The organism is Pseudoalteromonas sp. FUC4 (genome assembly GCF_008370255.1).
Taxonomy (GTDB): Bacteria; Pseudomonadota; Gammaproteobacteria; order Enterobacterales; family Alteromonadaceae; genus Pseudoalteromonas.
Genome location: NZ_SEUI01000001.1, coordinates 321,013 through 347,042, shown reverse-complemented (window position 1 = coordinate 347,042; position 26,030 = coordinate 321,013). Strand labels below are relative to the sequence as shown.

The 26,030-nt window shown below is 38.7% G+C and carries 23 protein-coding genes and 2 tRNA genes; 12 read left to right on the top strand and 13 right to left on the bottom strand.

The window, feature by feature from the left end; translation table 11 throughout:
- Window positions 1–152 precede the first annotated feature (152 nt).
- The 3 genes from pabB to EU510_RS01585 all read left to right on the top strand — a co-directional run bounded on the left by pabB (window position 153) and on the right by EU510_RS01585 (window position 3,573).
- Window positions 153–1,511 carry an aminodeoxychorismate synthase component I gene (gene pabB, locus EU510_RS01595; RefSeq protein ID WP_149591971.1) on the top strand — a complete coding sequence of 453 codons (1,359 nt, stop codon included), beginning with the start codon at window positions 153–155 and terminating at the stop codon, window positions 1,509–1,511.
- A gap of 6 nt (window positions 1,512–1,517) precedes the next feature.
- Window positions 1,518–2,093 carry an NUDIX hydrolase gene (locus EU510_RS01590; RefSeq protein WP_149591970.1) on the top strand — a complete coding sequence of 192 codons (576 nt, stop codon included), beginning with the start codon at window positions 1,518–1,520 and terminating at the stop codon, window positions 2,091–2,093.
- A 103-nt stretch (window positions 2,094–2,196) separates the two neighbouring features.
- On the top strand, window positions 2,197–3,573 hold the full coding sequence (locus EU510_RS01585) for an L-serine ammonia-lyase (protein ID WP_149592674.1): 1,377 nt from the start codon (window positions 2,197–2,199) through the stop codon (window positions 3,571–3,573).
- 88 nt (window positions 3,574–3,661) lie between these two features.
- Here the strand turns inward: EU510_RS01585 and cysB are convergent, their stop codons facing one another.
- Entirely contained in the window at window positions 3,662–4,639 is a 978-nt protein-coding gene (cysB, locus tag EU510_RS01580; RefSeq protein WP_149591969.1) for an HTH-type transcriptional regulator CysB, read from the bottom strand.
- A 322-nt stretch (window positions 4,640–4,961) separates the two neighbouring features.
- On the opposite strand from cysB, the gene EU510_RS01575 reads away from it, so the two are divergent.
- Complete coding sequence (locus EU510_RS01575; RefSeq protein WP_149591968.1) at window positions 4,962–5,720, top strand: hypothetical protein; 759 nt, start codon at window positions 4,962–4,964, stop codon at window positions 5,718–5,720.
- Between the two features lie 71 nt (window positions 5,721–5,791).
- On the opposite strand, the gene EU510_RS01570 is transcribed toward EU510_RS01575, so the two are convergent.
- On the bottom strand, window positions 5,792–7,084 hold the full coding sequence (locus EU510_RS01570) for an NCS2 family permease (RefSeq protein ID WP_149591967.1): 1,293 nt from the start codon (window positions 7,082–7,084) through the stop codon (window positions 5,792–5,794).
- 118 nt (window positions 7,085–7,202) lie between these two features.
- On the opposite strand from EU510_RS01570, the gene EU510_RS01565 reads away from it, so the two are divergent.
- The 3 genes from EU510_RS01565 (at window position 7,203) to EU510_RS01555 (ending at window position 8,918) form a co-directional block, all read left to right on the top strand.
- Window positions 7,203–7,667 carry a tetratricopeptide repeat protein gene (locus EU510_RS01565; protein ID WP_149591966.1) on the top strand — a complete coding sequence of 155 codons (465 nt, stop codon included), beginning with the start codon at window positions 7,203–7,205 and terminating at the stop codon, window positions 7,665–7,667.
- A gap of 298 nt (window positions 7,668–7,965) precedes the next feature.
- A complete protein-coding gene (locus EU510_RS01560; protein ID WP_149591965.1) occupies window positions 7,966–8,409 on the top strand; it encodes a SulA-like leucine-rich domain-containing protein in 444 nt (147 codons plus the stop codon).
- Between the two features lie 29 nt (window positions 8,410–8,438).
- A complete protein-coding gene (locus EU510_RS01555; RefSeq protein WP_149591964.1) occupies window positions 8,439–8,918 on the top strand; it encodes a YchJ family protein in 480 nt (159 codons plus the stop codon).
- Between the two features lie 62 nt (window positions 8,919–8,980).
- Here EU510_RS01555 and EU510_RS01550 read toward each other — a convergent pair whose 3' ends face one another.
- The 3 genes from EU510_RS01550 to EU510_RS01540 all read right to left on the bottom strand — a co-directional run bounded on the left by EU510_RS01550 (window position 8,981) and on the right by EU510_RS01540 (window position 11,099).
- Entirely contained in the window at window positions 8,981–9,898 is a 918-nt protein-coding gene (locus EU510_RS01550; RefSeq protein WP_149591963.1) for a diguanylate cyclase, read from the bottom strand.
- Between the two features lie 191 nt (window positions 9,899–10,089).
- Window positions 10,090–10,392, bottom strand: a complete 303-nt coding sequence (locus EU510_RS01545) for a DUF6172 family protein (protein ID WP_002961433.1) — start codon at window positions 10,390–10,392, stop codon at window positions 10,090–10,092.
- Between the two features lie 179 nt (window positions 10,393–10,571).
- Window positions 10,572–11,099 carry a VC2046/SO_2500 family protein gene (locus tag EU510_RS01540; RefSeq protein WP_149591962.1) on the bottom strand — a complete coding sequence of 176 codons (528 nt, stop codon included), beginning with the start codon at window positions 11,097–11,099 and terminating at the stop codon, window positions 10,572–10,574.
- A gap of 112 nt (window positions 11,100–11,211) precedes the next feature.
- Here EU510_RS01540 and EU510_RS01535 point away from each other — a divergent pair.
- Together EU510_RS01535 and EU510_RS01530 are read left to right on the top strand one after the other, a co-directional pair.
- Window positions 11,212–11,296: transfer RNA gene (locus tag EU510_RS01535), tRNA-Tyr, on the top strand.
- A gap of 49 nt (window positions 11,297–11,345) precedes the next feature.
- A tRNA-Tyr gene (locus tag EU510_RS01530) sits at window positions 11,346–11,430 on the top strand.
- A 71-nt stretch (window positions 11,431–11,501) separates the two neighbouring features.
- Here EU510_RS01530 and EU510_RS01525 read toward each other — a convergent pair.
- Window positions 11,502–12,200, bottom strand: coding sequence for a M48 family metallopeptidase (locus EU510_RS01525; protein WP_149591961.1), 699 nt, complete (start codon window positions 12,198–12,200; stop codon window positions 11,502–11,504).
- Window positions 12,201–12,516: 316 nt separating this feature from the next.
- On the opposite strand from EU510_RS01525, the gene EU510_RS01520 reads away from it, so the two are divergent.
- Entirely contained in the window at window positions 12,517–15,849 is a 3,333-nt protein-coding gene (locus EU510_RS01520) for an MHYT domain-containing protein (RefSeq protein ID WP_149591960.1), read from the top strand.
- Window positions 15,850–15,852: 3 nt separating this feature from the next.
- Window positions 15,853–16,848 carry a two-component system response regulator gene (locus EU510_RS01515; protein WP_149591959.1) on the top strand — a complete coding sequence of 332 codons (996 nt, stop codon included), beginning with the start codon at window positions 15,853–15,855 and terminating at the stop codon, window positions 16,846–16,848.
- 22 nt (window positions 16,849–16,870) lie between these two features.
- Here the strand turns inward: EU510_RS01515 and EU510_RS01510 are convergent, their stop codons facing one another.
- Both EU510_RS01510 and EU510_RS01505 read right to left on the bottom strand, forming a co-directional pair.
- A complete protein-coding gene (locus tag EU510_RS01510; RefSeq protein WP_149591958.1) occupies window positions 16,871–17,317 on the bottom strand; it encodes a VOC family protein in 447 nt (148 codons plus the stop codon).
- A gap of 1 nt (window position 17,318) precedes the next feature.
- Complete coding sequence (locus tag EU510_RS01505; protein WP_410477395.1) at window positions 17,319–18,050, bottom strand: HD domain-containing protein; 732 nt, start codon at window positions 18,048–18,050, stop codon at window positions 17,319–17,321.
- Between the two features lie 64 nt (window positions 18,051–18,114).
- On the opposite strand from EU510_RS01505, the gene EU510_RS01500 reads away from it, so the two are divergent.
- A complete protein-coding gene (locus tag EU510_RS01500; protein WP_149591956.1) occupies window positions 18,115–19,305 on the top strand; it encodes a class I SAM-dependent methyltransferase in 1,191 nt (396 codons plus the stop codon).
- Window positions 19,306–19,336: 31 nt separating this feature from the next.
- Here the strand turns inward: EU510_RS01500 and EU510_RS01495 are convergent, their stop codons facing one another.
- The 5 genes from EU510_RS01495 to EU510_RS01475 form a co-directional block, all read right to left on the bottom strand.
- Window positions 19,337–19,633: a PilZ domain-containing protein gene (locus tag EU510_RS01495; RefSeq protein ID WP_149591955.1), complete on the bottom strand. Its 297-nt coding sequence runs from the start codon at window positions 19,631–19,633 to the stop codon at window positions 19,337–19,339.
- Between the two features lie 9 nt (window positions 19,634–19,642).
- A complete protein-coding gene (locus tag EU510_RS01490) occupies window positions 19,643–20,023 on the bottom strand; it encodes a PleD family two-component system response regulator (protein ID WP_149591954.1) in 381 nt (126 codons plus the stop codon).
- A 75-nt stretch (window positions 20,024–20,098) separates the two neighbouring features.
- Window positions 20,099–23,986: an ATP-dependent RNA helicase HrpA gene (gene hrpA, locus EU510_RS01485; protein WP_188085386.1), complete on the bottom strand. Its 3,888-nt coding sequence runs from the start codon at window positions 23,984–23,986 to the stop codon at window positions 20,099–20,101.
- Window positions 23,987–24,091: 105 nt separating this feature from the next.
- Window positions 24,092–25,123, bottom strand: coding sequence for an isoaspartyl peptidase/L-asparaginase family protein (locus tag EU510_RS01480; protein ID WP_149591952.1), 1,032 nt, complete (start codon window positions 25,121–25,123; stop codon window positions 24,092–24,094).
- A gap of 127 nt (window positions 25,124–25,250) precedes the next feature.
- Complete coding sequence (locus tag EU510_RS01475) at window positions 25,251–25,955, bottom strand: SapC family protein (protein ID WP_149591951.1); 705 nt, start codon at window positions 25,953–25,955, stop codon at window positions 25,251–25,253.
- Window positions 25,956–26,030 lie beyond the last annotated feature (75 nt).

Genomic DNA, 26,030 nt, shown 5'->3' with positions numbered 1-26,030 from the left:
GGTTCCTTAAGTTACCGTTACGCGTTGTCGCGTAATCTAAATCAAACCGGTGACGGTGGTTTGCACTGTTTTTTGCAGCTTAGTGCTGCCAAAAAATTTGACTTATGATACCCTCCCAGCCCGTTTCGAGCCAGTTCTTAAAGGGGCAGTAAATGCTAAACAATAAAAAAAATTGTATTAAATTAGGCATAACACAAAACTGCATTGACGTTTTTGCGCATTTTTCACATTTGCCCTATGCAATTCTATTAGATTCTGCAAATAGTAATCATATAAACAGTCGTTTTGATATTGTTGCCATTGAGCCACAAAGTACCCTTGAAGTAAAAAATAATAAAAGCCTTTTAAATAATATAGAAAGTAGTGATAACTGCTTTGAAATTATGAATAATGAGCTTTCACGCCTTGACAAAACAAAAGCCGATTACGATTTACCCTTTAACGGCGGCTGGCTTGGCTACTTTGGCTACGACTTAGGGCGTACAATTGAAAACATCCCCACTCATGCTATTGAAGACATTAATCTTCCCCAAATGGCTATTGGCCTTTACTTAGATGCCCTTATTTACGACAAGAAGCAACAAAGCTGGTTTTATGTATCGCAGCCAAACACCGATCGACTAGCGCTTTATGAGCAATATTTAAATACGCACGTTAACTCCCAAGTTAATACGCAGTCCTTTGCCCTAAACAGCGACTGGCAATCAAATATGAGCGAAACGGAGTACGCTGCAAAGTTTGCCCAAATTGAGGAGTATTTAAAAAGTGGCGATTGTTACCAAATTAATTTAGCGCAGCGCTTTAACGCTCAGTTTGAAGGCTCACCTTGGACAGCTTATATTAAATTGCGTGAAGCAAATAAAGCGCCGTTTTCAAGCTTTATAAATCACCCTCAAGGGGCTATTTTATCAATTTCCCCTGAGCGCTTTATATCTGTAAATAATAACGTTGTAGAAACCAAACCTATTAAAGGCACACTGCCGCGAAAAGCGGATGCACTGGAGGATCAACGCCAAGCCCAAACACTCGCAGCATCAGCTAAAGATCGCGCTGAAAATGTAATGATTGTTGATTTACTACGTAACGACTTAGGCAAAGTAGCAAAACCAGGCAGCGTTCATGTCCCTTCCCTTTTTGCTATTGAAAGCTTTCCGGCAGTGCATCATTTAGTAAGCACGGTCACCTCAGAACTTGATGAAGGTAAAACAGCGGTCGATCAGCTAAAAGCGGCTTTTCCGGGTGGCTCAATCACCGGTGCGCCAAAAATTAGAGCGATGGAAATAATTGAAGAACTAGAGCCGCATCGCCGCAGCATTTATTGTGGCTCAATTGGTTATTTAAGTGCGTGTGGAAATATGGACACCAGTATCACTATTCGCACCTTGGTGTGCCACAAAGCGCAAATTTACTGCTGGGCAGGCGGCGGAATAGTAGCTGATTCTAAAGTCGAATTGGAATATCAAGAAACTTACGATAAAGTAAATAAAATCCTCCCTTTATTAAAACAGTAGGTCGCTTTGAATAGTGAACACATTATGGCGCGGTTTCTGTTAAGTCCTACAGCTGCGCCAAACCAGTTAAAAGACACGCGTAAAAAACGCGCTAGCGCTGTTATGCTGCCAATTATTGATATAGATAACCATGCACATATTTTACTGTGTAAACGCCCTACTTATTTACACCATCACCCTGGGGAAATTTGTTTACCTGGAGGAAAGTTTGAAGTGAGCGATATAACTCTTCGCACCACAGCACTTCGCGAATTAAGAGAAGAGCTAAATATTACTCCGAGTAACGTAAACGTATTAGGCCACTTACCTGAGTATTCAACCTTAACGGGTTTTAGTATTAGCCCGTATGTGGGGTTACTTAGTAAAGATACCACCTGGAAAAATGACTACAATGAAGTACAAGCAAGTTTTTTGCTTTCTGTTACCGAGCTAAATAACGAAGCTAACTGGCAACCTTTGCCTTTTCAACGATTTGGAAAAACAGTTATTTTGCAAGGTTTTAAAACCCCACACGGTTTACTTTGGGGTGCGACTGCAAGCATTATAAAAAACTTTACAAAACAACTCGCCTTACCAGTTTAAATCTTCATTATTAGTAGTTACACAATCTTAATTCCACGTTATCATGCTCGACCGTTCAAAGAGCAGCTTAGTGCTGGTAAAACAAAGTAGAGACACACACATTATGATCAGTGCATTTGATATGTTTAGCATTGGTATTGGCCCTTCGTCATCACACACCGTTGGCCCAATGCGCGCATCACGCTTATTTGTTAATGACCTACAAGAACAACAATTATTAGCAAATGTTACCGATATTAAAGTAGAGCTTTACGGCTCACTTGGTCAAACAGGCGTTGGCCATGGTTCTGGGAAAGCAGTAATTTTAGGCTTAGCCGGTTACGATCCTGAAACAATAGATGCCGATTTAGTCGATGATATTTTGGCGACTATCGAAAATGACCAAGTTATTTATTTAAACAAGACACATAAAGCTAAGTTTCCAAAACAAGGTGCAATTGTTTTTCATCGTCGCAAAACGCTGCCTAAGCACTCTAATGCAATGGAAATTATCGCTTCAAACAACGGCGAAAAAGTTTACAGCAAAGTTTATTACTCTATCGGCGGTGGCTTTATTGTGACTGACGAAGAGTTTGAAAACGAAAAACAAGCAGCCCTTGATATTAGAGAAAAAAACCCAGCTCCTTTCCCTTTCAGTAGCGCAAAAGAGCTACTAGAAATGTGTAAAGAGTCAGGTTTGAGTGTATCTAGCTTGATGATGAAAAACGAAAAAACACTGCGCACTGAAGATGAAATAAAAGACACGTTGTTTCATATCTGGAAAGTAATGATGGCCTGTATTGAGCGTGGTATGCGTACAGAAGGTATTTTACCTGGCGGCTTAAAAGTAAAACGCCGTGCGCCCAGCTTATACTTAAAACTAAATATAGAGGTCAGTAACGATCCACTTCGTGCAATGGACTGGGTTGATTTATTTGCCCTTGCCGTAAACGAAGAAAATGCTGCCGGTGGCCGTGTAGTTACCGCACCAACTAATGGTGCTGCGGGTATTTTACCTGCTGTGCTTATGTACTATCACACATTTGTGAAAGAAGTAGACCGCGATATAGCCACGCGTTATTTATTAACGGCTGCTGCTATTGGTATTTTATATAAAAAGAATGCCTCTATATCGGGTGCTGAAGTGGGTTGCCAAGGTGAAGTTGGCGTTGCCTGCTCTATGGCTGCAGGCGCATTAACAGAAATTGTTGGTGGCAATGTTGTACAGGTAGAAAACGCAGCAGAAATTGGTATGGAGCATAATTTAGGCCTCACGTGCGACCCTGTTGGTGGCTTAGTACAAGTGCCGTGTATTGAACGAAATGCAATGGGCGCGATTAAAGCAATTAATGCCTCACGTTTAGCTATTCGTGGCAGTGGCGAGCAAAAGGTATCACTTGATAAAGTGATTAAAACCATGCTTGAAACCGGCAACGATATGAAAACCAAATACAAAGAAACCGCTCGCGGTGGATTAGCAGTTAATATTATCGAATGTTAATCAGCTCGCTATAAAAAGAAAAAGCTGCCTATTTTAAAATAGGCAGCTTTTTTATTGTTCGTGAAATGTAGCTCAGGTTAATTCAGAGCTATTTAACGGGTAACTCTATATCTGCAAATAACTTATCTACGTCATCTTGGTTACGTAACAAGCTTGCTCGCTCTACGCGCTCTTTAGTTAAGTGCGGGGCAAAACGTTCGATAAAATCATACATGTAAGTACGTAAAAAGCTGCCCTTTCTAAAGCCAATTTTAGTCGTACTTGCTTCAAACAAGTGACTAGCATCTATACACACTAAATCTGTATCGCTTAACTGATCAATAGCCATAGACGCAACAACGCCTACGCCGAGCCCTAGCCGTACATAGGTTTTAATAACATCTGCATCGGTTGCGGTAAATACAATGTGTGGTTCAAGACCATGAGCACTAAATGCCTTATCAAGTTCCGAACGACCCGTAAAACCAAATACATAAGTAATTAGAGGGTATTGAGCAATATCAGAAACAGTTAAATTATCTGCTTTTTTAGCAAGTGGGTGATCTTTAGCCACCACTATACTGCGATTCCAATGATAACAAGGCAACATAACTAAATCTGAATACAAATGCAGCGCTTCTGTAGCAATAGCAAAATCTGCATCACCACGTGCTGCAGCATCAGAGATTTGCTGAGGTGTGCCTTGATGCATATGCAGTGATACCGCAGGGTACTTTTTCATAAACCCTTGAATAACATTTGGTAAAGCATAACGAGCTTGGGTATGTGTAGTTGCTATATTTAGCTTACCCTGATCAGGTAACGTATGTTCATTAGCAACTGCTTTAATACCTTCTACTTTAGAGAGTATTTCGCGAGAAATATTAATAATATCTTCGCCAGCACCCGTTACATGCGTTAAATGCTTACCACTGCGGCCAAAAATTTGTACACCCAACTCATCTTCTAGCATGCGTACTTGTTTAGAAATTCCTGGCTGCGAGGTAAATAAACTCTCAGCAGTCGCTGAAACATTTAATTTATGATTTTGTACTTCTACTATGTATCTGAGTTGTTGTAATTTCATGGCTGCAAATTTTAACGTTATTATTCATATTATTTATAAAGGCAATACCACTTAAAACCAAGTGTTATTTACATAAAATAGTACTTTAAGGCTTTAGGTATGCAATTATCTGATTAGAGCTCAAGGCTAGCATAATAAATATGCTTGAGGTAGCGATGATTATTCAGCTTAAATTTATAAGCCCTTAGGCTTACTACCGTTTATAAAGGGCTGAACCTATCAATTTTTGGTATATTTTTAAGTTAATCGGCGCAAAGCTACCCTGTCAGCACATATTTAATGTAAGATTATAAAATTAGCTTATATATCCGAGAATTACACCATGATCGTTTCTATTATAATAGTGCTTATAGTTGCATTGATTGTGATTGCACTTTGGGTAAGTGCTGTACAACAACACAAAGAAAAACAAGAAGCAGAACGACGTAAAGAGCTTACAAAACAAAAAGCTATAATAGAAGAAACAGAAGAAGCGCTAATGAATAGTGCCAATATACCTCTTTCTGAAAATATAATCCGTGTATTGCAACGCCGTATTTACGAAGCATTAAATACGATGGTTACTAATTCGCCAACATCTAAAGCACTTAAAAGCCGCTTAGGTGAGGCTAAAACGCACCTCTCCAATGCAGTTTTAGACAACAGCAGTGAAGCCCTAGCGTTACCCAATAATGACAAACAACTTGTTGGCCTAATTCAAGGCATCAAAAAATTGCGCTCAATTTTACGCTCTGAACATAATAAAGGTCGTATTAATAGCCAAGTTTTTGTTTTAGAAGATAAACGCCTCGAAAAACTACAACTACGTATTAATATTGAAAGCCAAATAAAGCGTGGTTTGTCTGCCCGTTCAGCCAGTATGGTTGGCTCTGCAAGACAGTACTTTGAAAAAGCGCAAGCAACACTCAGTGCAGTCACCTATTCTGACGAATATGTAACAGCAAAACGCCTGGAAGTTGAAGGTTACTTAGAAGCCATAAGTGTAGAACTAAGAGCTTCTAACGCAAGCGCACTTAAAAAGAAAACAGAAGCTGAGCAAGATGATTTAGACATATTGTTTGCTCCGAAAAAGAAATGGTAGTTTTTTATAAAAGCATTAAAAAGCCTGCACAAATTAAATTTTTGCAGGCTTTTTTTATTTTTCGTTAGCCATTAAGACAAAAATGCAAACTTAAAAACAAACAAGGCTGTTAATATCCAAACACTAATACTGACTTGATCTTTTTTACCACACAATACTTTAACCGCGGTGTAAGATATAAAGCCAAGTGCAATACCGTGAGCAATCGAAAACGTTAATGGTGTCATTAGTAATACCACAGTAACAGGAATTGCATCGGTCATATCATCCCAATTTACAAACTTTAAATTTTGTAGCATCAGTACAGCTACGTACAAAATAGCACCTGCCGTAGCATAAGCCGGTACCATTTGGGCAAGTGGTGCAAAAAACATCATTAGTAAAAAGCAAATACCTACAACTACAGCCGTTAAACCAGTACGTCCGCCAACAGATACACCAGCAACCGATTCTATATAAGATGTAGTAGTCGATGTACCTAGCATTGCACCTGCGATAGTTGCTGAGCTGTCAGCACTTAATGCGCGTCCTAAACGAGGCATATTGCCCTTTTCATCCGCTAAACCCGCTTTTTGGGTTACAGCAACTAACGTACCTGAAGTATCAAAAAGATCGACAAATAAGAAGGCAAAAATAACACTCATCATTGATATATCAAAAGCGGCTGCAAAATCTAGCTGCATAAATGTAGGCATTATTGATGGTGGCATAGCTATAACACCGTGATATTCAACAAGCCCAAAACTTAGAGCAATACCGGTCACTAATAAAATACTAATAAGTACGCCACTTTTAAAATCGCGGTATAAAAGCGCTGCGATTACAAAGAAGCTTAATATAGCTAATAGCGGTCCAGGAGATGTAATGTCACCCAACTGCACCAATGTTGCAGGGCTTGAGACAATAATGCCTGCATTTTTAAGCGCAATTAATGCTAAAAAAGCACCTATACCCGTCGCGATAGCTCGCTTGAGCACAAGAGGTATGGCATTAATAATCCACTCTCTGACTTTAAATAAACTTAAAAATAAAAATATACAACCCGACATAAATACAGCCCCTAACGCGGCTTGCCAAGTATAACCCATGCCGAATACGACACCATAAGTAAAAAAAGCATTTAGTCCCATACCTGGTGCTAATGCTAATGGATAATTTGCCCACAAACCCATTATGAAACAGCCTATTGCAGCTGCTATACATGTTGCTGCAAATGCAGCCCCTTGATCCATCCCTGTTTCAGCAAGCATAGCCGGGTTTACAAATACAATGTATACCATAGTTATAAAGGTAGTTAGGCCAGCAACGCACTCGCGTTTAACTGTTGAATTATTTTCGCTCAGTTTAAATAAGGCTTCAAACATAATAAACTTGTGATAGTAAAAAGTGGCGGGATTTTAACATAAAAATTATCTTTTACAGGACATTTTACCTTGCTATATACTAAACTATTAAAGTAATTAAAATAATAAATTAACCAATATGCTTAAAACAACACCTTGCGAGCAAGACTTAGAGCAACAGCTAGATAATATTTTAGGTTTTGTGACTCAGCCTGAAAATACTTCTGTGCCTATTGATAATAAAAAAAATGAGCAAAATACTTTAAATAAAGCCCTATACTATTTAAAAAATAATCAAGCTCCATTGGCTGTAAAATGGATGCGCCTTGCTGCAATGGCCGGAAACCATAGAGCACAGTTTTATTTGGGCTTATTTTTTGTAAAAGGTGAAGGCGTGCCACAAAGTGTGTTTCATGCTGCAGCTTGGTTAAGCTTAGCAAGTAGTCAGGGATACGCCCCCGCCACTGCAGCGGTTACAGATATACGTAAGCATATTGAAACTAAGCGATTTAAAGATGCCCAATGTTATGCAGCAAGTTTGTACGAACAAATCCATCAACTCCAGTTTTCTCATATGATCCCTCGCACGAGTGAAAACACATAGACTAACTATGGAAAAAGTACTGTATACAGTGTTTGAAAGTACTGTATATGGTCGTAGCAATAGGCCTATACAGTATAAAACCCGAAAATTAAGACACTACTTAAAAATTTATTTTTAGAACACCTTCTCAAAAATAACCGCATAACAAGCTGATTAATAAAGAATTATAAATTAAAAAAATAAAAACAATGATCAAAGGCTGAATAACTGTACAAATAAATAGCATAAAAGGCTTGCACGAAAGCACTGTATAAACTACTGTATATAAATACTGTATAAAAACCCAGTGAGTGAAATTATGTTACAGACTATTACCGTAAGAACAGTTAAAAGTTACCAACAAGATGAGCAAAGCGATTGCGTAAATTTGATTCAGATTGAAGATGAAATTTCAGCGACCTTTGAGCTTTTAAAAGTATTACACCAATACAATAGCTCTAATGCTTGGACGTTACTAATTGCTCCAGATCATGTACCGAGTAAAGCTTTACTTGATTCATGCTCAATTGATACAAGTAAACTCTTAGTAATTAGGCAAAAACACCTAGTAAATTTAGAGTATGTATTAAATTCTGCATTACATAACGGGAATTTTGCAGCCGTAATTACCTGGACCGATATAGTTAATAACCAATTACTTACTAATCTATCGTTCGATTTGAGTAAAACGAATACAAAACTATACTGTTTTACTAAAAATGCTCAAACAACAGAGATACCACTCGCCCAACAAGCTTGTTAAACTAATGTTTTAGACTATGTATTATTATTATGACCTCACTCAATACCACATTATGTTTTTGCAGCAGTGGGTACGATTATGCCAATTGCTGCGAGCCGCTTCACTTATCTGTTAAGCAAGCTGACACTCCAGAACAACTTATGCGCTCACGATTTAGTGCCTATGTTATTAAAAATGCAAAATATGTTTATCAGACCTACGCTGAAGAAAAACAAGCGGAAAACCCTGTTAAAGAAATCAATGATTTTGCTAACAGTTGTCGGTTTATCAATCTTGATGTAATTAGTTCAAGCTATGATGAAGACATTGGCAATGTAGAATTTAAAGCCCAATATTTTTATCAAAACTTATTTTGTGAACTTCACGAAAAATCGCAGTTTATTAAAGAAAATTCCAAATGGCGTTATTTAGATGGTGCTATATACCCAGTTGAAGATATTAAAGTGGGCAGAAATGATGATTGCCCGTGCGGTAGTAATAAAAAATATAAAAAATGTCATAGCTTGTAATAATTTATTTGATTACCTATAAAGTGTGTTTAAGTATCACTAGCTTTATTAGCTAGCTCAGCTTAAAAGCACACTTTGTTACGCCCTTGCATTTTAGACTCATACATTTTTTCGTCTGCGATCTGTAACGTATTTTTATTACTTTCGTAAGGTTGTAATGTTGAACCGCCAATACTAATGGTAACAAAGCCGTACTCTGAATATTTATGAGGGATTTTTAAGTCGATTATATTTTTTTTGATTTTATCGGCAACGCAAATTGCACCTTCAGTGCTTGTATGAGGTAAAACAACTACAAATTCTTCGCCGCCATAACGCGCAACAAAATCAGTCGGCCTTTGTAAACTATTAGTAATGGTTTGTGCAACAAGGTTTAAGACCGTATCACCTTGTACATGTCCATAAAGATCGTTGTATTGCTTAAAGTAATCTATATCGATAAGTAGTAGTGCATAATCGACTTTTTCTCGTAAAGCACTTCGCTCCATTTTACTAAAGTGCGCATCAAAATAACGCCGATTAAACACTTTAGTTAAATCATCTAAAAATACTTTTTGATTGAGTAAGTCGTGCTGTATTTTTAACGTTATATGGGCACGAACTCTTCTAAATAATGTTTCTGTATTAATTGGCTTTTTAATAAAATCAACAGCTCCGGCTTCCCAGCACTCCCTCTCTTCGTTTTCAAAGGATGTAACAAAAATAACCGGGATATCTTGTGTTTCAGTATTATTTTTTAATTTTAAGCATGTTTCAATACCGCTCATTCCCCCCATATTAATATCGAGTAGAATTATGTCGGGTACCTCTGCATTACAAATTTCAATTGCCTCTTCACCACTTCCAGCTGTTGTTACATGAAAATGCTCTGATAATATTTTTTTCAATACTATGAGGCTCAATAGCTGATCGTCAACTACAAGCACTTTAGAGTTATTTAAGCTTAATTTTAATTGATGATCAGAGTAATTTATCGGCATGGTACAACTATTTTATTTTTTTAATTAAATACACCCTATATCACGATGTTTTGTTATGCAAATGCTAACAGGTAATAGAGCTAGTTAATTGCCAGTGAAAATGACTTATCGAAAATATTTAAGACATGAAAACAAAAAATGAGCCACTTGGGCTCACTTTTATAACTTAGAATACTTAATTAAATTAAGTATTATTCGTCATCATCTAAATCTAACTGTTGACGCTGAGCAGGTCGAGCTAAAATCTCTACATAGAAAGAGGTCAAACCTTGCTTTTCAATTTCGCCTATTTGGTTACTTAATTCAGCAACGTGCACAACTTGCGCATCTTCAGCTGTATTACCAAACTTACAGTCAAATGCCCAATAGTCAGCATCTTCAGGTAGCGTTTTATTACGCTCTCTTTTCAAATATTTTTTCACTTCGTGCTTTGCAGCATCAACCATACGAGGGTATTTGATTTTCTCGTGATTTAGCGTGAATGTTTTCTTCATTACGTTCCTAATTACCTTGGTTTAATGATAATGGCATTTCATGTCATACCATTTGACGCCATTATAGCAATTGCATTTAATTTTTGGATGCTTTTTTTTCATTAAATCAATTATTAGCAAATATATAAAGCAGACCCGTTATAAAGCATATATTAACTGATGATTATTACAATCATATATCACACCGCAATAAGATGAAGTGGTTGATGTATTGCATCATTATTAAGGCTGTCGTAAAAAGCAGCTGCATTTATAGGGGGATTCGCTAGTTGTGTTTGTTCGCTTTTAATTCTTCTTCTGACAGCAAGTTCACAGTTATCTATTATATGAAATGGAATATGCTTATCATCATTTCTAATCGCAAGCGGTTCAGGGTTTAAGCATTGTATTAGCTTGATGCTCGTCATGCCGCTACGCTCTCCTTCTTGAGATATTAATGCAGCATTGAATTGTCCAACCACCATATTATATTCATCAGGGGCTAAAAGTTGCTTTGGACCTGCGCCAAATTGCTTTCTTAATGCCTCTTCTTCTACAACTAAATTATTTATTTCAGTTTTTGGTAAATGAAATTGACTAAAATCGAGTGCGTCATGTGACAACATTGCTAATAATAGTGAAAATTCGCCACGACGATTTTCATGCACACTATTATTGAGTCTATTGTTTAACTGACTCTCTGTGATTAACAAATCATCTATTTGCATAGTCTTTAGTCGATTGTGGTAACTGATAGATATTTATCGGCTTTATTTCAATTTTCTTTAGCTTTTTTCTTTACTTAAATACGCAATTTGCTATTATCAGCGCCGTTGCATTGGAGGGGTTCCCGAGCGGCCAAAGGGATCAGACTGTAAATCTGACGGCTCAGCCTTCGCTGGTTCGAATCCAGCTCCCTCCACCACTTTTCTAACCGCTAAGTTAAGTGGGGCCAAATGCAATAAAATTAGTGTGGAGGGGTTCCCGAGCGGCCAAAGGGATCAGACTGTAAATCTGACGGCTCAGCCTTCGCTGGTTCGAATCCAGCTCCCTCCACCACTTCTCTACTATTCCTATATTCCTATATTCCTATATTCCTATATTCCTATATTCCTATATTCAGGTTAACTTCAAAATACCCACTGTAAACTCATACCGTTTTTCTTTAGCCATGTTGATGATGCTTTATAATTAGAAAAAAAACGCTCAACGTGCTGCCAAAAAGCTTTACTGTGGTTTAAGTGACGTAAATGCGCTAACTCATGGACAATCACATAATCAATAGCATGATAAGGCGCTCCGATTAAATGCAAATTAAATGTTAGCTCTCGCTTACTATTACAGCTCCCCCACTTTCTCTTATAAATAGCTACTTTTAGACTCGTAGGTAATTCTTCACCCATTTGTGCGCAGAAGTACGCTAAACGCATTTCTATATATGCAGTTAGTTGCTCTTTTAAATATTCTTCAAGAAGTTGCTGATATTTTTGCGAAGTATTTTTAACGCGCGAAGAGTGCGTAATAAGCAAGCTGTCGACACAGTTTAGTACTTCGGACTTAGTACCTTTCTTAAATTCTATGTTCACAATGCTATCAAAGATTAAAATTTGTTTGTCTTTGAGCGGGTTCTGTCTGCTATCAGCAATATTGTGCTGTTTAGTTAATTGAGCATTTACCCACACCTGCTTATCAAAAAGCCATTCTTGGATGTGTTTATTACTAACAAACTGAGGGGCATATACAGTCACCTTCTTGTTATGTACTTTAATGGCAACTGTTTTACGTTTTATACTTTTCTTTAACTGATATTCAAACACTTTCATACTCATTAATAATATTGCTACGAGAAAATTCACCAGCAATTAATAAAACCAAATAAAGTGTACTTTTCGCTTAGTTAAGCCAATTCATTATTTTTATTAAGGTTACTCGATAGAAACTAAAATATGACCATATAAATCTAACTTAGTCCTGTGACAGGCAATACATTAGAATAAAAAACACCAACTAAAAAACTAATCCCTGATAAATAAAAGAAAATGAAAAGTAATAAATTCGTTATTTTAATCACTTCACTGAATTAACAGTTTATTTATTAATTAATTAGATTAAACTTGATAAATAAAGATTATATTTTGAGCCATTATGTTATCAGCTTTTTTTATCACAGACCAAGATCCTAGCTTAATCATTAATGGCGTTTACGATCCTCTATTAGTTTCAATGTCATTGCTAATTGCTATTTTTGCAGCCTTTTTCACCATTCGACTTATAGATCTCGCAAAAGAAACTCAATTTCCTAGCTACCAACGTTTGGCAAATGTGACCGCTGCTACTGTTTTTTCAGCTGGTATTTGGAGTATGCACTTTATTGGTATGCTTGCCTTTTCACTGTGTACTAATATTGATTATGATCCAACAATTACTTTACTTTCTTTTATACCAGCATTTATAGCATGTCAGTACGCTGTATCAATGCTAGTAAATAGTAAAGGGAATCTAAAAGTATTGTCGATTTGCTCCGTGTTACTAGGAGCCGGTATTGGCACTATGCATTATAGCGGCATGGCTGCAATGGAGCTTGCTCCTTTACTTAGATATGATCCAATGATATTTGCGTTATCAATCATTGTCGCTGTAGCGCTGTCCTTTATAGCCCTTTACAGTCGCTTTAATCTTGAGCGTTTTTTACCCTCTTTATCACCTCTTCAAAATAACTCAATTAGCGCTGTTATTTTAGGGTGTGCTGTTGCTGGTATGCACTATATGGGTATGGCCGCTACGCGTTTTGTAGCTACATCGCCACTAATCTATGATGATGCTAATGCAACCGCAGGACTAACTTTTATCGCCATTGCAGTCGCCACAGCAACTATCGCGATTACAAGCGTGGTTGGTGTAATAAATGGTATGGTTCGCTATCGCATGTTACTTGAGGATAAGTCGGCAAAAGAATCCCGTCTAAATGCTATTTTAGGCACCGCTATAGATGGCATTGTTACCATTGACCACGCTGGTATTATTTTAAGTTTTAATGAAGCCGCAAGTAAAATTTTTGGCTGGCAAGAAAGCCAAGTTCAAGGAAAAAACGTAAAAATGCTGATGGACGATGACATTGCCAAGCATCACGACAAATACCTCTTAAACGCTCACAATGTTGATCTAGGTAAAATAATAGGCATAAACCGTGATGTATATGCAAAACACATGGACGGACATGTTTTTCCTATTCGCTTAGGTATAGGCGAAGTAAATCAGCCGGGCCATAACCCTTTATATGTTGGCTTTATTACCGACTTGACTGAACAACGCGCTTTGCAACAAAGTTTAGAAGAGAAAGAACAAAAATACCGCTCTCTTATCGATAACATGCCCGGAGTAGCGTTTAGATGCAAATTTGATGACAACTGGACGATGTTATTTATTAGTCCAAATATAAGTGAGCTTACAGGGTATAACCCAAATGAGTTTACAGAGCATTGTATCGAGTTTAATGACTTGGTCTTGAAAACAGACCAAAAACAAATAGTTGATGAAGTCTCTAAAGCTGTTGATGCAAAGTCTCAATATTCTATTGAATACCGAATTAGACACAGAAATGGCAAAATTTTGTGGCTGTTAGATAAAGGGAGTATCGACTTTGATGCTCAAGGCAACCCAAAGTGGATTGATGGCGTTTTAGTTGATATTACAGAACGCAAAGAATATGAAGAAAAACTAGAGCAGGCTAAATTTAAAGCTGAAGAAGCCGCTCATGCAAAGCAATCTTTTATGGCTAATATGAGCCATGAAATACGAACCCCAATGAATTCTATAATAGGTTTTAGCGATCTATTAATGGATACCCCACTTGATCAAGAACAACAAAAGCACTTGGTTACGGTAAATAATGCAGCTCGTTCATTGCTAAGATTGTTAAATGAAATTCTTGATTCTGCAAAACTAGAACGCGGTAAACTCACTATTGAGCCAGTCCACTTTAGCTTAAAAACAGTGATAGACAGTATTATTTCTACTTTTTGGCTAGAAGCTAAAAAGAAAGATTTAGAACTTAAACTTCATATTAAAGAATCAGTAAGTGCGACGTACTACGGCGACCCAGATCGACTCAGGCAAGTACTTACTAATTTAATTGGTAACGCTATTAAGTTTACCGAAAAAGGCTCTGTTACCGTAACCGTTGGCGTGACACACAATCAGCATCTGTTTTTTGAAGTACAAGATACCGGTATTGGCATTGCAAAAGATCGTATTCAAGCTGTATTTCAACCTTTTGAACAAGCCGATGGCACTACTACGCGCCGCTTTGGTGGTACAGGCCTTGGTACAACCATAAGTAAACAACTTGTAGAGCTTATGGGCGGAACAATAAACTTAGTAAGTGAACTAGGTAAAGGCACCTGCTTTTACTTTTCATTGCCGCTTACTTTAGGTGACGAAACTAAAATAGATCATTTTGATGGCCTACACACTCAATTACCCGCTCTTAGAGTGCTAGTCGTTGACGATATTGAGCAAAATACAGAACTGCTTTCTTTACTCCTGTCACGCGATCAACATGCAGTTACCAAGGCATCAAACGGACTTGAAGCGATTAAAATATTTGAAGAACAAGACTTTGACGTCATTTTAATGGATATCCATATGCCACTGTGTGATGGCATACAAGCAACACAAAAAATAAGAGCAATAGAAAACCAAAGACAAATTAAATACACGCCAATTATTGCGCTTACAGCCAGTGTATTACAGCAAGATAAACTCACGGCTAAAAAAGCAGGCATGAATGGCTTTGCAAATAAACCCATTGATATAAATCAGTTAAACCAAGAAATAGCACAAGTACTTGGCCTTGGTATTGCAAAAGAAATGGTTATATCGCAAAGCGATCCTAAAGCACAGCACATAGATTTTGAAAAAGGGCTCGCACTCTGGGGCTCTAAATGTAAGCAGCTTACCGAGATTACTAAATTTATTAGTGATAGTAATAAGCGGTTCGAGACACTCTTTAATGATAAATTATCAAATATAAAAGATGCCGATAGTCTCATTCACACACTCAAAGGTGTTGCTGGTAATTTAGGTCTAATAACATTAATGAAGTTATTAACGGATTTAGAGCAAAAGCAAAGTGATGCTAAAGTTATTAGTACTTTAGACGATATAAAAAGCGAGTTACTTGTCATCTCACAACTGCTGTCATCAAATACCTGCGATAAGCCAAGTAGTAACTCTGAAGGTAATAGTTCAGACACGCTATCAATCGATGAAGTTAAGTCATTGTGTGAAATACTTTATCAAGATGCACAAAATGCAGAATTAAATGATGAACTACTAGCAAAACTGCAACGCGGCACACCTTCTATTTATAAAAATGAAGTTGATGATATAGCCGAGGCCTTTGATGAATTTGATTTTGATAAAGCACACGTAATACTAGAAATCTTACTTGAAAAACTAACTAATTATGAGTATTAATTAATGGACTTTACGTCAGATAGACCACGAGTATTAATTGTTGACGATGAGCCTGCAAACCTAAAAGTAATGCGCGAAGTGTTAGGTAATCAATACAGAATGTCGTTTGCTAAATCGGGTGACGCTGCACTGGCATTACTTGAAAAAGAATTACCAAAGCTAATCTTGCTCGACATAATGATGCCAGATATGAATGGTTTTGAAGTCTGTCAAATAGTTAAAGCTAACCCTAAAACATCACATATACCCATTATATTTGTTACTGCGCTTGGCGATGAAAGCGATGAATATAAAGGTTTTGAGTTAGGTGCCGTAGATTATATTACTAAGCCAATAAGCCCCGCTATTGTAAGAGCAAGAGTTAAAACACACTTATCGCTGGTGCAGGCAGAGCAATTAAAACAAGCTCATGTAGATTTAGTACAACGCTTAGGCCGTGCTGCTGAATATAAAGATACCGATACTGGCGAGCATATAGTCCGTATGAGCCAATACAGTAAGGTATTAGCGTTAGCACTAGGTATGGATGAGCAACGAGCAGAATTACTACGCCAAGCTGCCCCAATGCACGATGTAGGAAAAATAGGTATCCCAGATGCCATTTTACTCAAGCCTGGAAAGTTAACTTCTGAAGAATTTGATCATATGAAACAGCACGCCATAATTGGCGCGAAAATATTAGCAAACTCCTCTTCACCATTATTACAACTCGCTCATACACTTGCTATTGAGCACCATGAAAAATGGAATGGCACAGGCTACCCTAATGGAATTAAAGGCGAAGATATATCAATTGAAGGTAGAATTGTAGCTATAGCTGACGTATTTGATGCACTTACTTCGAAACGTCCTTACAAAGAAGCTTGGAGTGTTGAAAAAACAATTCAACATATACAATCACAAGCCGGTGAACACTTTGACCCTAAATTAGTTGAATTATTTATAGAAAAAATTGACGATATTATTGCGATTAAAGAAGCGCACCAAGAACAACACTAAGCAATTAATGCCTAGTGTTCATTTAACCCGTACGTTTTTTACTAGCGTGCGACCCAAGCTTCACATCGTTATAAATACACTTAATATAGCTGTAGTCATGTGAGGTAATTTCATGGCTATTACCGCTTTCATCTTTAAAGTACATAGAAAACGTTACAGCATGATCCGCTAGCACTGCTTTTATGTTTAAACTCTCAAGATGATTTAGCCACTGTATAAATTGCTCCCCCGTGGCTAAAAATGCAATTCCTTTGCTGCGCCCTTCGCCTTCAAACAATGCTAGACGCGTTGTCGAACTAGCGTCTTCAAGGGTTAGAGGGCCTCGACCCTCCTCACCCCAAAATGCAAGTTCGGGCACTACACTAAAACCTAAAACACGTTCATACCACTTTACGGCATCCGATAAGTTATCAACGTTTAAATGACAATGATCAATCCCCGATAATTTAGGTATGTTTGTATTATTCACGTTACTCACCAATTTCTGACTTTAATTGCTCTAAAAACTCACGCATATATGTTGTACGTCTATTTGCCTCTGCTTTAGCTGATGGGGTATTCATACTATCGGCAATATGTAGTAATTTTATAAAAAAGTGATCAAGTGTGTATGTTTTATCATCAGCTTCGCGTTCAATACAAAAAGGGTCTTCTGGGTTATACAGTGACCGTCCGATTGAGCCGCCTACTTTCATACAGCGGCTCACGCCAATAGCGCCCAAAGCATCCATTCTGTCGGCATCTTGTACTATTTGTGCTTCAACTGTTTTAATTTTTATATTTGCGCTGAAGCTGTGTGCTGCAATAGCATGATGAATATCATCAAAAAGTGACTCGTCATAATTAATCGATTTTAAAAAACCCAATGCTTTATCTGCCGCCATAGACGAGGCTTTTGCGCGATCGGGGTGGTTTTTAGCGACTGCCACACAGTCGTGCATCCACGCTGCGGGTAATACTACCGATATGTTTGCCTGCTCTGCATTACATAGCTGTATTGCAACGCGTACCACCCGTTCTATGTGGGTAATATCATGAGCTACATCGGCACACACTAAAGAGGCTATAAATTCTCTACATCGTGAATTAAGTATTTCTAAATCGGGGCTTAAAACGGCGTCAGGCACTATTAGGTTCCAAAATCTAATGAATGGATGAATTATCCGTACTTTACCGTGCTTTATGCCAACCTTGCAAAACATTCGTTGTATGTTGCTCCTTGCTTGACTAAAATACAGCGCTTATTTATTACTACTGAGAAGCCTTATGTCATCTGCCGTTTACCTACAAGCTGGTCGCGATAAATCATTAAAAAGAAAACACCCTTGGTTATTTTCAAAAGCCATCAAAAAAATTAAAGGTAAACCTGGATTAGGCGACACAGTAACGATTCACGACAGCGAAGGTAAGTTTTTAGCAACTGCTGCGTATAGCCCTCACTCACAAATTCGTGCACGTGTTTGGAGCTTTGACGAAAAAGAAGTCATCGATCAACACTTTTTTGAACGCCGTTTACGTCGCTCATTAGAAGCCCGTAGCCAAGTTATTGAAGAAGGCGGATTAACAGGGTTCCGCTTATGTGCTGCTGAATCTGATTACTTACCAGGCGTTACAATCGATAAATTTGATAATGTATTAGTGTGCCAGCTATTAAGTGCCGGTGCCGAGCGCCATAAAGGAGAGATTGTAGGCGCGTTGATGTCTATTTTCCCCGGTTCTAGCATATATGAGCGCTCTGACGTAGATGTACGTACTAAAGAAGGCTTAGAGCCAATTAAAGGCGCTCTTTGGGGCAATGAACCAACACAGCCGGTACTTATTGAGGAAAACGGCTTAAAAATCGAAGTTGATATAATTGAAGGTCACAAAACAGGATTTTACTTAGATCAGCGTGACAGCCGCGCCGCACTTGAGCGTTTTTCAAAAGGCAAAACTGTACTTAACTGTTTTAGTTATACAGGTACGTTCTCGTTGTACGCCCTACGTGGTGGATGTGAGCATGTAACTAACGTAGATGTATCGCAACCGGCTTTAGATACAGCAAAACGTAATGTTGAGCACAACAACTTAGATTTAGATAAAGTAAGCTTTGTTAAGCAGGATGTATTTAAGTTACTACGTCAGTACCGCGACGAAGGCAGACAGTTCGATACCATCGTAATGGATCCACCAAAGTTTGCTGACAATAAAGCTCAGCTAACAGGTGCGTGCCGTGGTTATAAAGATATCAACATGATTGCTATGCAAATACTAAAGCCAGGTGGAACACTACTAACATTCTCATGCTCTGGTTTAATGGAACAAAACTTGTTTCAAAAAGTAGTCGCCGATGCAGCACTTGATGCAGGTAAAGATCTACTTATAATGGAGCGATTAAACCAGGCAGCCGATCACCCAATTGCTGGCAGCTACCCTGAAGGCTTTTACTTAAAAGGCTTAATCTGTAAGGTTTTTTAATATCTAATCATTGAGTTTAACTGGATTCGACTTAGTTAAACTGAATGATTTCAAGACCTGCGGTTACCGTGCCATCATCTTCTTTGCTGGCACGTATTACTTTTGCTGTTGCATTTAAAGGCGCAATACTTGGATGAGTCGAATCAATGTTCACCGTCAGTAAGGTATTAGGTTCAAGCAATTCATCTAAATGAATTGATAAGCCTGTTGCACTTAAATCCACGCACTCTGCGGCAAAATTTAAACCCGCTATTGGTTCTATCGTTGTTAAATTTGCAGGAGTGTTAATCTGCATGCGTCTAAAATTTCGCTTATCATCAGTAAACATATGTTACCTCTAAACAACCGTGTTAATTTTTCCCAACAAAGCACCCACTGAAAATGGCTTTACAACATACGCATTACAACCAGCATCAAACCCTGCTTGTTTTTCAGATGGGGACTCTAGGCCCGATACCATAACAACAGGAATATTTTTTGTTTCAGGTGTGTGCTTTAGCATTCGGCATGTATCATAACCATCAAGACCAGGCATACAAACATCAAGCAAAATTATATCTGGCGGACTTGCTATTGCTGATGCAAGGCAGCTTTGCCCTGAATCTGCGTAACTAACATCAAATTTCGACGCTAGTGCGGCTTTAAGCATTTCAAAATTAAAATACTCGTCATCTACCACTAAAAGTCGCTTTGTTTTATGTTCAATCGATGAGGACATAGCTATGTCGCTTCCTTTTCAAAACAAAAATAAATCCTTCTATTAAGGTACTAAGCTTAATAGAAAATGCAAGTTTTATTCTATCTCTTTTATCGCATTAAGAACCCGCTTGGCCGAAATTGGGTAAGGCGTGCCTAGTGTTTGAGCAAATAGCGACACTCTAAGCTCCTGTTGCATCCAAAAAATAGCGGTTACTTCTTGTGGTATAGGCAACCCTTTAGGCGTTTTATTAACTACTTTTTTATACTCTTGCGCAACTTTATCTAGCTCAAGTACGCATAACCTATCACGATTTGGATCCACAGGCAGCTTTTCTAAACGTTTTTGAATCGCTTTTAAATAACGAATTAAATCCGCTATTTTATCTGCGCCATGCGCGCTCACAAAACCTTTAAATATAAGCGACTCAAGCTGTGATTTTATATCGCCATGTGCAGTGATCATGGTTAAATCTACTCGCCCTTTCATTTTTTTATGAAGTGCGTGAGCAATACTTAATACTTGCTCAACTTGCGTTGCAATAGATACAACCGCATCACCGAGCTCACCACGTATTTGCTCTTTTACTATTTCAAATGCTTTTTCGTCGCGTATATCGCCGTGTTTCACTAATAAGCTATCAACGCCTGCGGCTATACAGTCATCAATTAAATCGGCTATTTTACCAAATGGGTTAAAGTACAAGCCCAGCTTTGCTTTATTCGGTAAATTTTGTTGTAAGTACTTAATTGGCGATGGCACATTTAATAGTACTAAACGGCGTAAACCTTGTTGATGTGCTTGCTGCGCTTTTGCTTCACTATCAAAAAGCTCCACTGCAGCAGCTGATTTTTTATCCACCAGCGCAGGGTATGCTTTTATTTCGTATTGACCTTGTTTTTTCACATAAGAAGCTGGTAACTCACCGAAGTCCCATTGTGTTAGATCTGACTTTTCAATGCCTTTATCGGCTACTTTAGACAGTGTTTCGGTGACTTCACCTTGCAGCTCTGCTTTGAGCTTGGCTAAATCAAGTCCTCGTGCAAGTAACTTATCGCTCTCATCACGTACTTCAAACTGTAATCGTAAATGCGGGGCTAATGCACTTAAGTCCCATGCCTCTGGATCAACCCTCACACCTGTCATTCTTAATAAACGCGTGGCTAAAGCATCAATTAAGCCACCTTGCATTGGCTCAATCGCTGCCAGCACTGCATCAGCATAGTTTGGTGCTGGCACAAAATTACGACGCAGCGATTTAGGCAATGACTTTATAAGCCCACTTATTAACTCATGCCTGAATGCAGGTATATGCCAGTCAAAACCACTTTCTTGGACTTGATTTAAAAGCGCTACCGGTATCTGTACCGCAACGCCATCAACTGCTTGGCCTGGGTCGAAATGATAAGCAAGCGGCAATATAATATTGTCTTGCTGCCATGTATCTGGGTAGTCAAACTCAGTGATATTACTTGCACCATGCTGCATTAGCTCTTCACGAGTCATGTGTAAGTAATACTTATTTTGTTGTTTTTGTGTTTTATACCATTTTAAAAATGCAGCACGGTTATTAATTTCTTTGGGTATTTTTTTATCGTAAAACTCAAATAACGTTTGCTCATCAACTAAAATATCACGACGACGTGACTTATTTTCCAGCACTTGAATATCTTCAATTAGCTCACGGTTAAATGCTAAAAAGCTCTCGTTTAAGCCCAGCTCTTGCTCAACTAATGCAGTGCGTACAAAAAGCTCTCGGCTCACTTTAGGGTCAATATTGCTATAAACACAGCGGCGTTTATTTACAACAAGTAAGCCGTATAAAGTTTGCTGCTCAAACGCGATTACCGCACCTGGTTTTTTCTCCCAGTGTGGCTCGGTGTAGCTACGTTTTACTAGATGCAGTGCTAGTGGCTCGACCCAATTAATGTCTATTTTTGCATTTGTACGGGCATATAACTTACTGGTTTCTACCAGCTCTGCCGACATAATCCATTTAGGGCTCTTTTTAAATAAACTTGAACCCGGAAAAATATGAAACTGGCTATTACGTGCGCCTTTGTATATTTGTTTCTCATCTTTAAAGCCAATATGGCTTAGCATTCCGCTTAATAACGCTTTATGCACTAACTCGGCATCAGCCGCTTGGCTGGTTGCTTTCATACCCATTTCGTTACATACAGTGCTAATTTGATAAACAATGTCTTGCCATTCACGAAGACGCATATAGGCTAAAAAGTCTTTTTGACACAGCTTTCTAAACTGGCCGTTGGTTAGCTCGCTTTGCTGCTCCTCTAGGTAATTCCATAAGTTTAAAAAAGCGATAAAATCTGAATCTGGGTCATCAAAGCGCCCATGCTTTTCATTTGCTGCGGCACGTTTTTCTTGTGGGCGTTCGCGCGGATCCTGAATCGACAGCGCCGCCACAATAATAATCACTTCGCGAAGTGCACCGAGTTTATGTGCTGTCAGCACCATTTTGGCTAAACGTGGATCAACCGGTAATCGACTAAGCTCTCTGCCCGATTGAGTTAAACTGGTTTTGCTATCGCGTTTAGCTGGTTTGACCGCTTGTAGCTCTTCAAGCAATGTTAGGCCATCATTAATATTACGGCTATCTGGCGCTTGCACAAACGGAAATTGCGCCATATCGCCAAGCCCTAACGCTAACATTTGCAAAATAACAGACGCTAGATTAGTACGCAGTATTTCTGGATCGGTAAACTCTGGGCGCGATAAAAAATCATCCTCAGAGTACAAACGAATACAAATACCGGCTTCAACGCGTCCACAACGGCCCATACGCTGATTAGCACTCGCTTGCGATATAGGCTCTATTGGCAGGCGCTGTACTTTTGTACGATAGCTGTAGCGACTTATACGCGCAGTACCTGGGTCTATTACATAACGAATACCCGGCACGGTGAGTGATGTTTCGGCTACGTTAGTCGATAAAATAATATGACGACGAGAATGCGGCGCAAATATACGGTTTTGCTCTGCGTTAGATAAACGCGAGTAAAGTGGCAATACATCGGTGTGTTTTAAATTACGCTTGCTAAGTGCATCTGCGGTATCCCGTATTTCACGCTCACCATTTAAAAATATGAGAATATCGCCAGGGCCTTCAGCGCACAGCTCATCAACGGCATCAAAAATACCTTGTAGCTGATCGCCCTCCGCTTCCATATCATCTTTATTAATATCAGTAATAGGGTTGTAGCGCACATCAACTGGGAAAGTACGACCCGATACTTCTATAATGGGCGCATCATTAAAGTGCTTTGAAAAGCGCTCCGGGTCGATGGTTGCCGAAGTAATAATAACTTTTAAATCAGGGCGTTTTGGAAGTAGGTTTTTTAAGTAACCTAAAATAAAGTCGATGTTTAAACTACGCTCATGCGCTTCATCTATAATGATGGTGTCGTATTGATTTAAAAAACGGTCTTGTTGTATTTCAGCAAGCAAAATACCGTCGGTCATTAATTTAATATACGTATTATTAGATACCTGGTCGCTAAAACGAATTTTAAAGCCAACTTGCTGACCAAGTTCACATTTCATTTCTTCAGCAATACGGTTAGCCACCGTACGCGCTGCTAATCGGCGTGGTTGCGTATGACCTATTAAACCATCAACCCCACGGCCAAGCTCTAAACACATTTTAGGTATTTGCGTTGTTTTACCTGAGCCCGTCTCACCGGCAATAATAACCACTTGGTTGTTTGCAATGGCGTCTTTAATTACATCCTTTTTTTGACTTACTGGCAATTGCTCAGGATAAGTCACTTTAGGAAGACCCGCTAAGCGTTTGTCACGTAATTCTTGGCTACGGGTTATATCAGCCGCTATTTTTTCAAGCGCGTTGGCATGCTTGTTTTCATCGGTTATTTTTTTTACGCCATGTAAGCGTTTTTTAAAAATAAATTGATCTTTTTTCAAGCACGTTTTTAGCTCGCCAAACAACTGACCTAGGTTAACCACCCGCATACCTTATAAAATTAATAATAGAGCATTAATTGTATCAAACTAAATGCTCAGGGTTAATCCTACAAAGCGCATATCTGCCCAGATATATGTACTTATGAGCTATTCGTCGTTAAATATACCTACATAGGTCGCTTGTGTGTTCGATTTACTCGCACGATACATACCCGAGGTATTAAACGGCAAGCTAATATTCCCCTTCGTATCAACAATAATTACACCACCCGTACCGCCAATCGGCGCAAGTACTTGGTTAATAACTTCATCGCCTGCTTGTGCAATGGTTTTATTTTGATATTTAACCCGCGCACAAATATCACTTGCTACGTTATAGCGAATAAAATACTCGCCATGCCCGGTTGCCGATACAGCACACGATTCGTTTTCAGCAAATGTTCCTGCACCAATTACCGGCGCATCACCCACACGGCCATAACGTTTTGCGGTCATACCGCCTGTTGATGTACCCGCTGCTAAATTACCGTTTTTATCAAGTGCCACGGCACCCACAGTGCCCATTTTATAGTTATTAGGTAATGCTTTGTGCGCTGCTTGATACTCTTTGCTAGTTGCTTTGGCCTTATCTAATTTTTGTTTTGCTTTTAAAAGCGCTTTATAACGAGGCTCTGTATCAAATAAGTTATTTTCGATAAGCTCAACGCCCTGCTCTTTAGCAAACTCCTCAGCGCCTTGCCCGCTAAGCATTACATGTACAGAGTTATCCATTACCAAGCGCGCTAACTTAATTGGGCTCTCAATATGCTTTACACCCGCAACTGCGCCTGCTTCACGGTTTCGACCATCCATTATGGATGCATCAAGCTCATGCCCGCCATCGTAAGTGTATACCGCCCCACGCCCTGCATTAAAATAAGGCGATTGCTCTAATACTGTAATGGCCGCTGTCACCGCATCTAAGCTTTCACCACCTTGTTGCAATACTTTATAACCTGTCTCTACAGCTTGCGTTAATTTAGCGCGGTACTGCTTTTCTTGAGCCGGTGTGAATCGTGCTTTTTCGATTGTCCCTGCCCCACCATGAATCGCAATGGCAAAAGGAGTCTCTGCAGCTAATGCACTATTGCTTAAAGCAACAAGGCTGCTCGCAAAAATGGCTAATAATGGTGTTTTCATAATGAGTTCTTTTATGGGAAAGTTGTAAACTAATGTGAATGGTTGCGGGCTTAATTTCAACTAAAGTGAGTTTAATGGCATAAAAAAAGCGCCTTAAAGCGCTTTTTTAAATTTTACGTGTTTGTAATTAAGCTTGTTTAGCTTTTAAACGCGCTAAACGTGCTACTTGATGCGTAGACGTTAAGAAAGAATAAATTGGTGCTAGGTAACCGCGTTTACGAAGCTCAAGGAAATCAGCATCGCTTAACTCGTTTAGCTTTTTCTCATCGATAAGGTAAATACCGTTGATGTCTTTTTTCTCGCCTTTAATGTCTACTGTTAGCGTTTGTGCAATTAGTAGCTCTTTATCAGCAAGGAATTTAGTGAACGCTTCAGTTACTTGAGAAAACTCAATGAAAGATACAAGCGCTTCTTTACGACGTTTTAAGTAATCTGTTTCTTCGCCGTTTTCAAATAATGCATTACCTTCGTCTTCACCAACAAGCGCACTTGCTTCGTCAATTACGATACCGTATTGATCTTGATCTGGGTGTTTAACTAAGCCCAGTGGGTAGCGAGTCGTTGCCATAGGTGCAAATGCTGCAGTCCATTTACCATCTTCTACAAAAAGGTTTTCGCCTGGCTCTAAGCCAAACATAGCAACAGCTTGAAAAGTGCCGCTTTCGTTATTTTTAACGAATGACATTGGAAACTCGTTTGCTACGCGTGCAAACTCATGTGCAACTACTGGCACTAAATGTTGAGTTTTCATGAATTCTACATTGATGCCGTTTTGAATTTTAGTGTTGGCATGTTTTTCGTTGTGTAAAGGCTGTACTTGTTGCTCCGCCATGTTACTGCTCCGTTTATTTTAATTTATATGTTTCATTGTTAATACCTTTAGGCTAATGCTTTTGAGCTAAAAAAG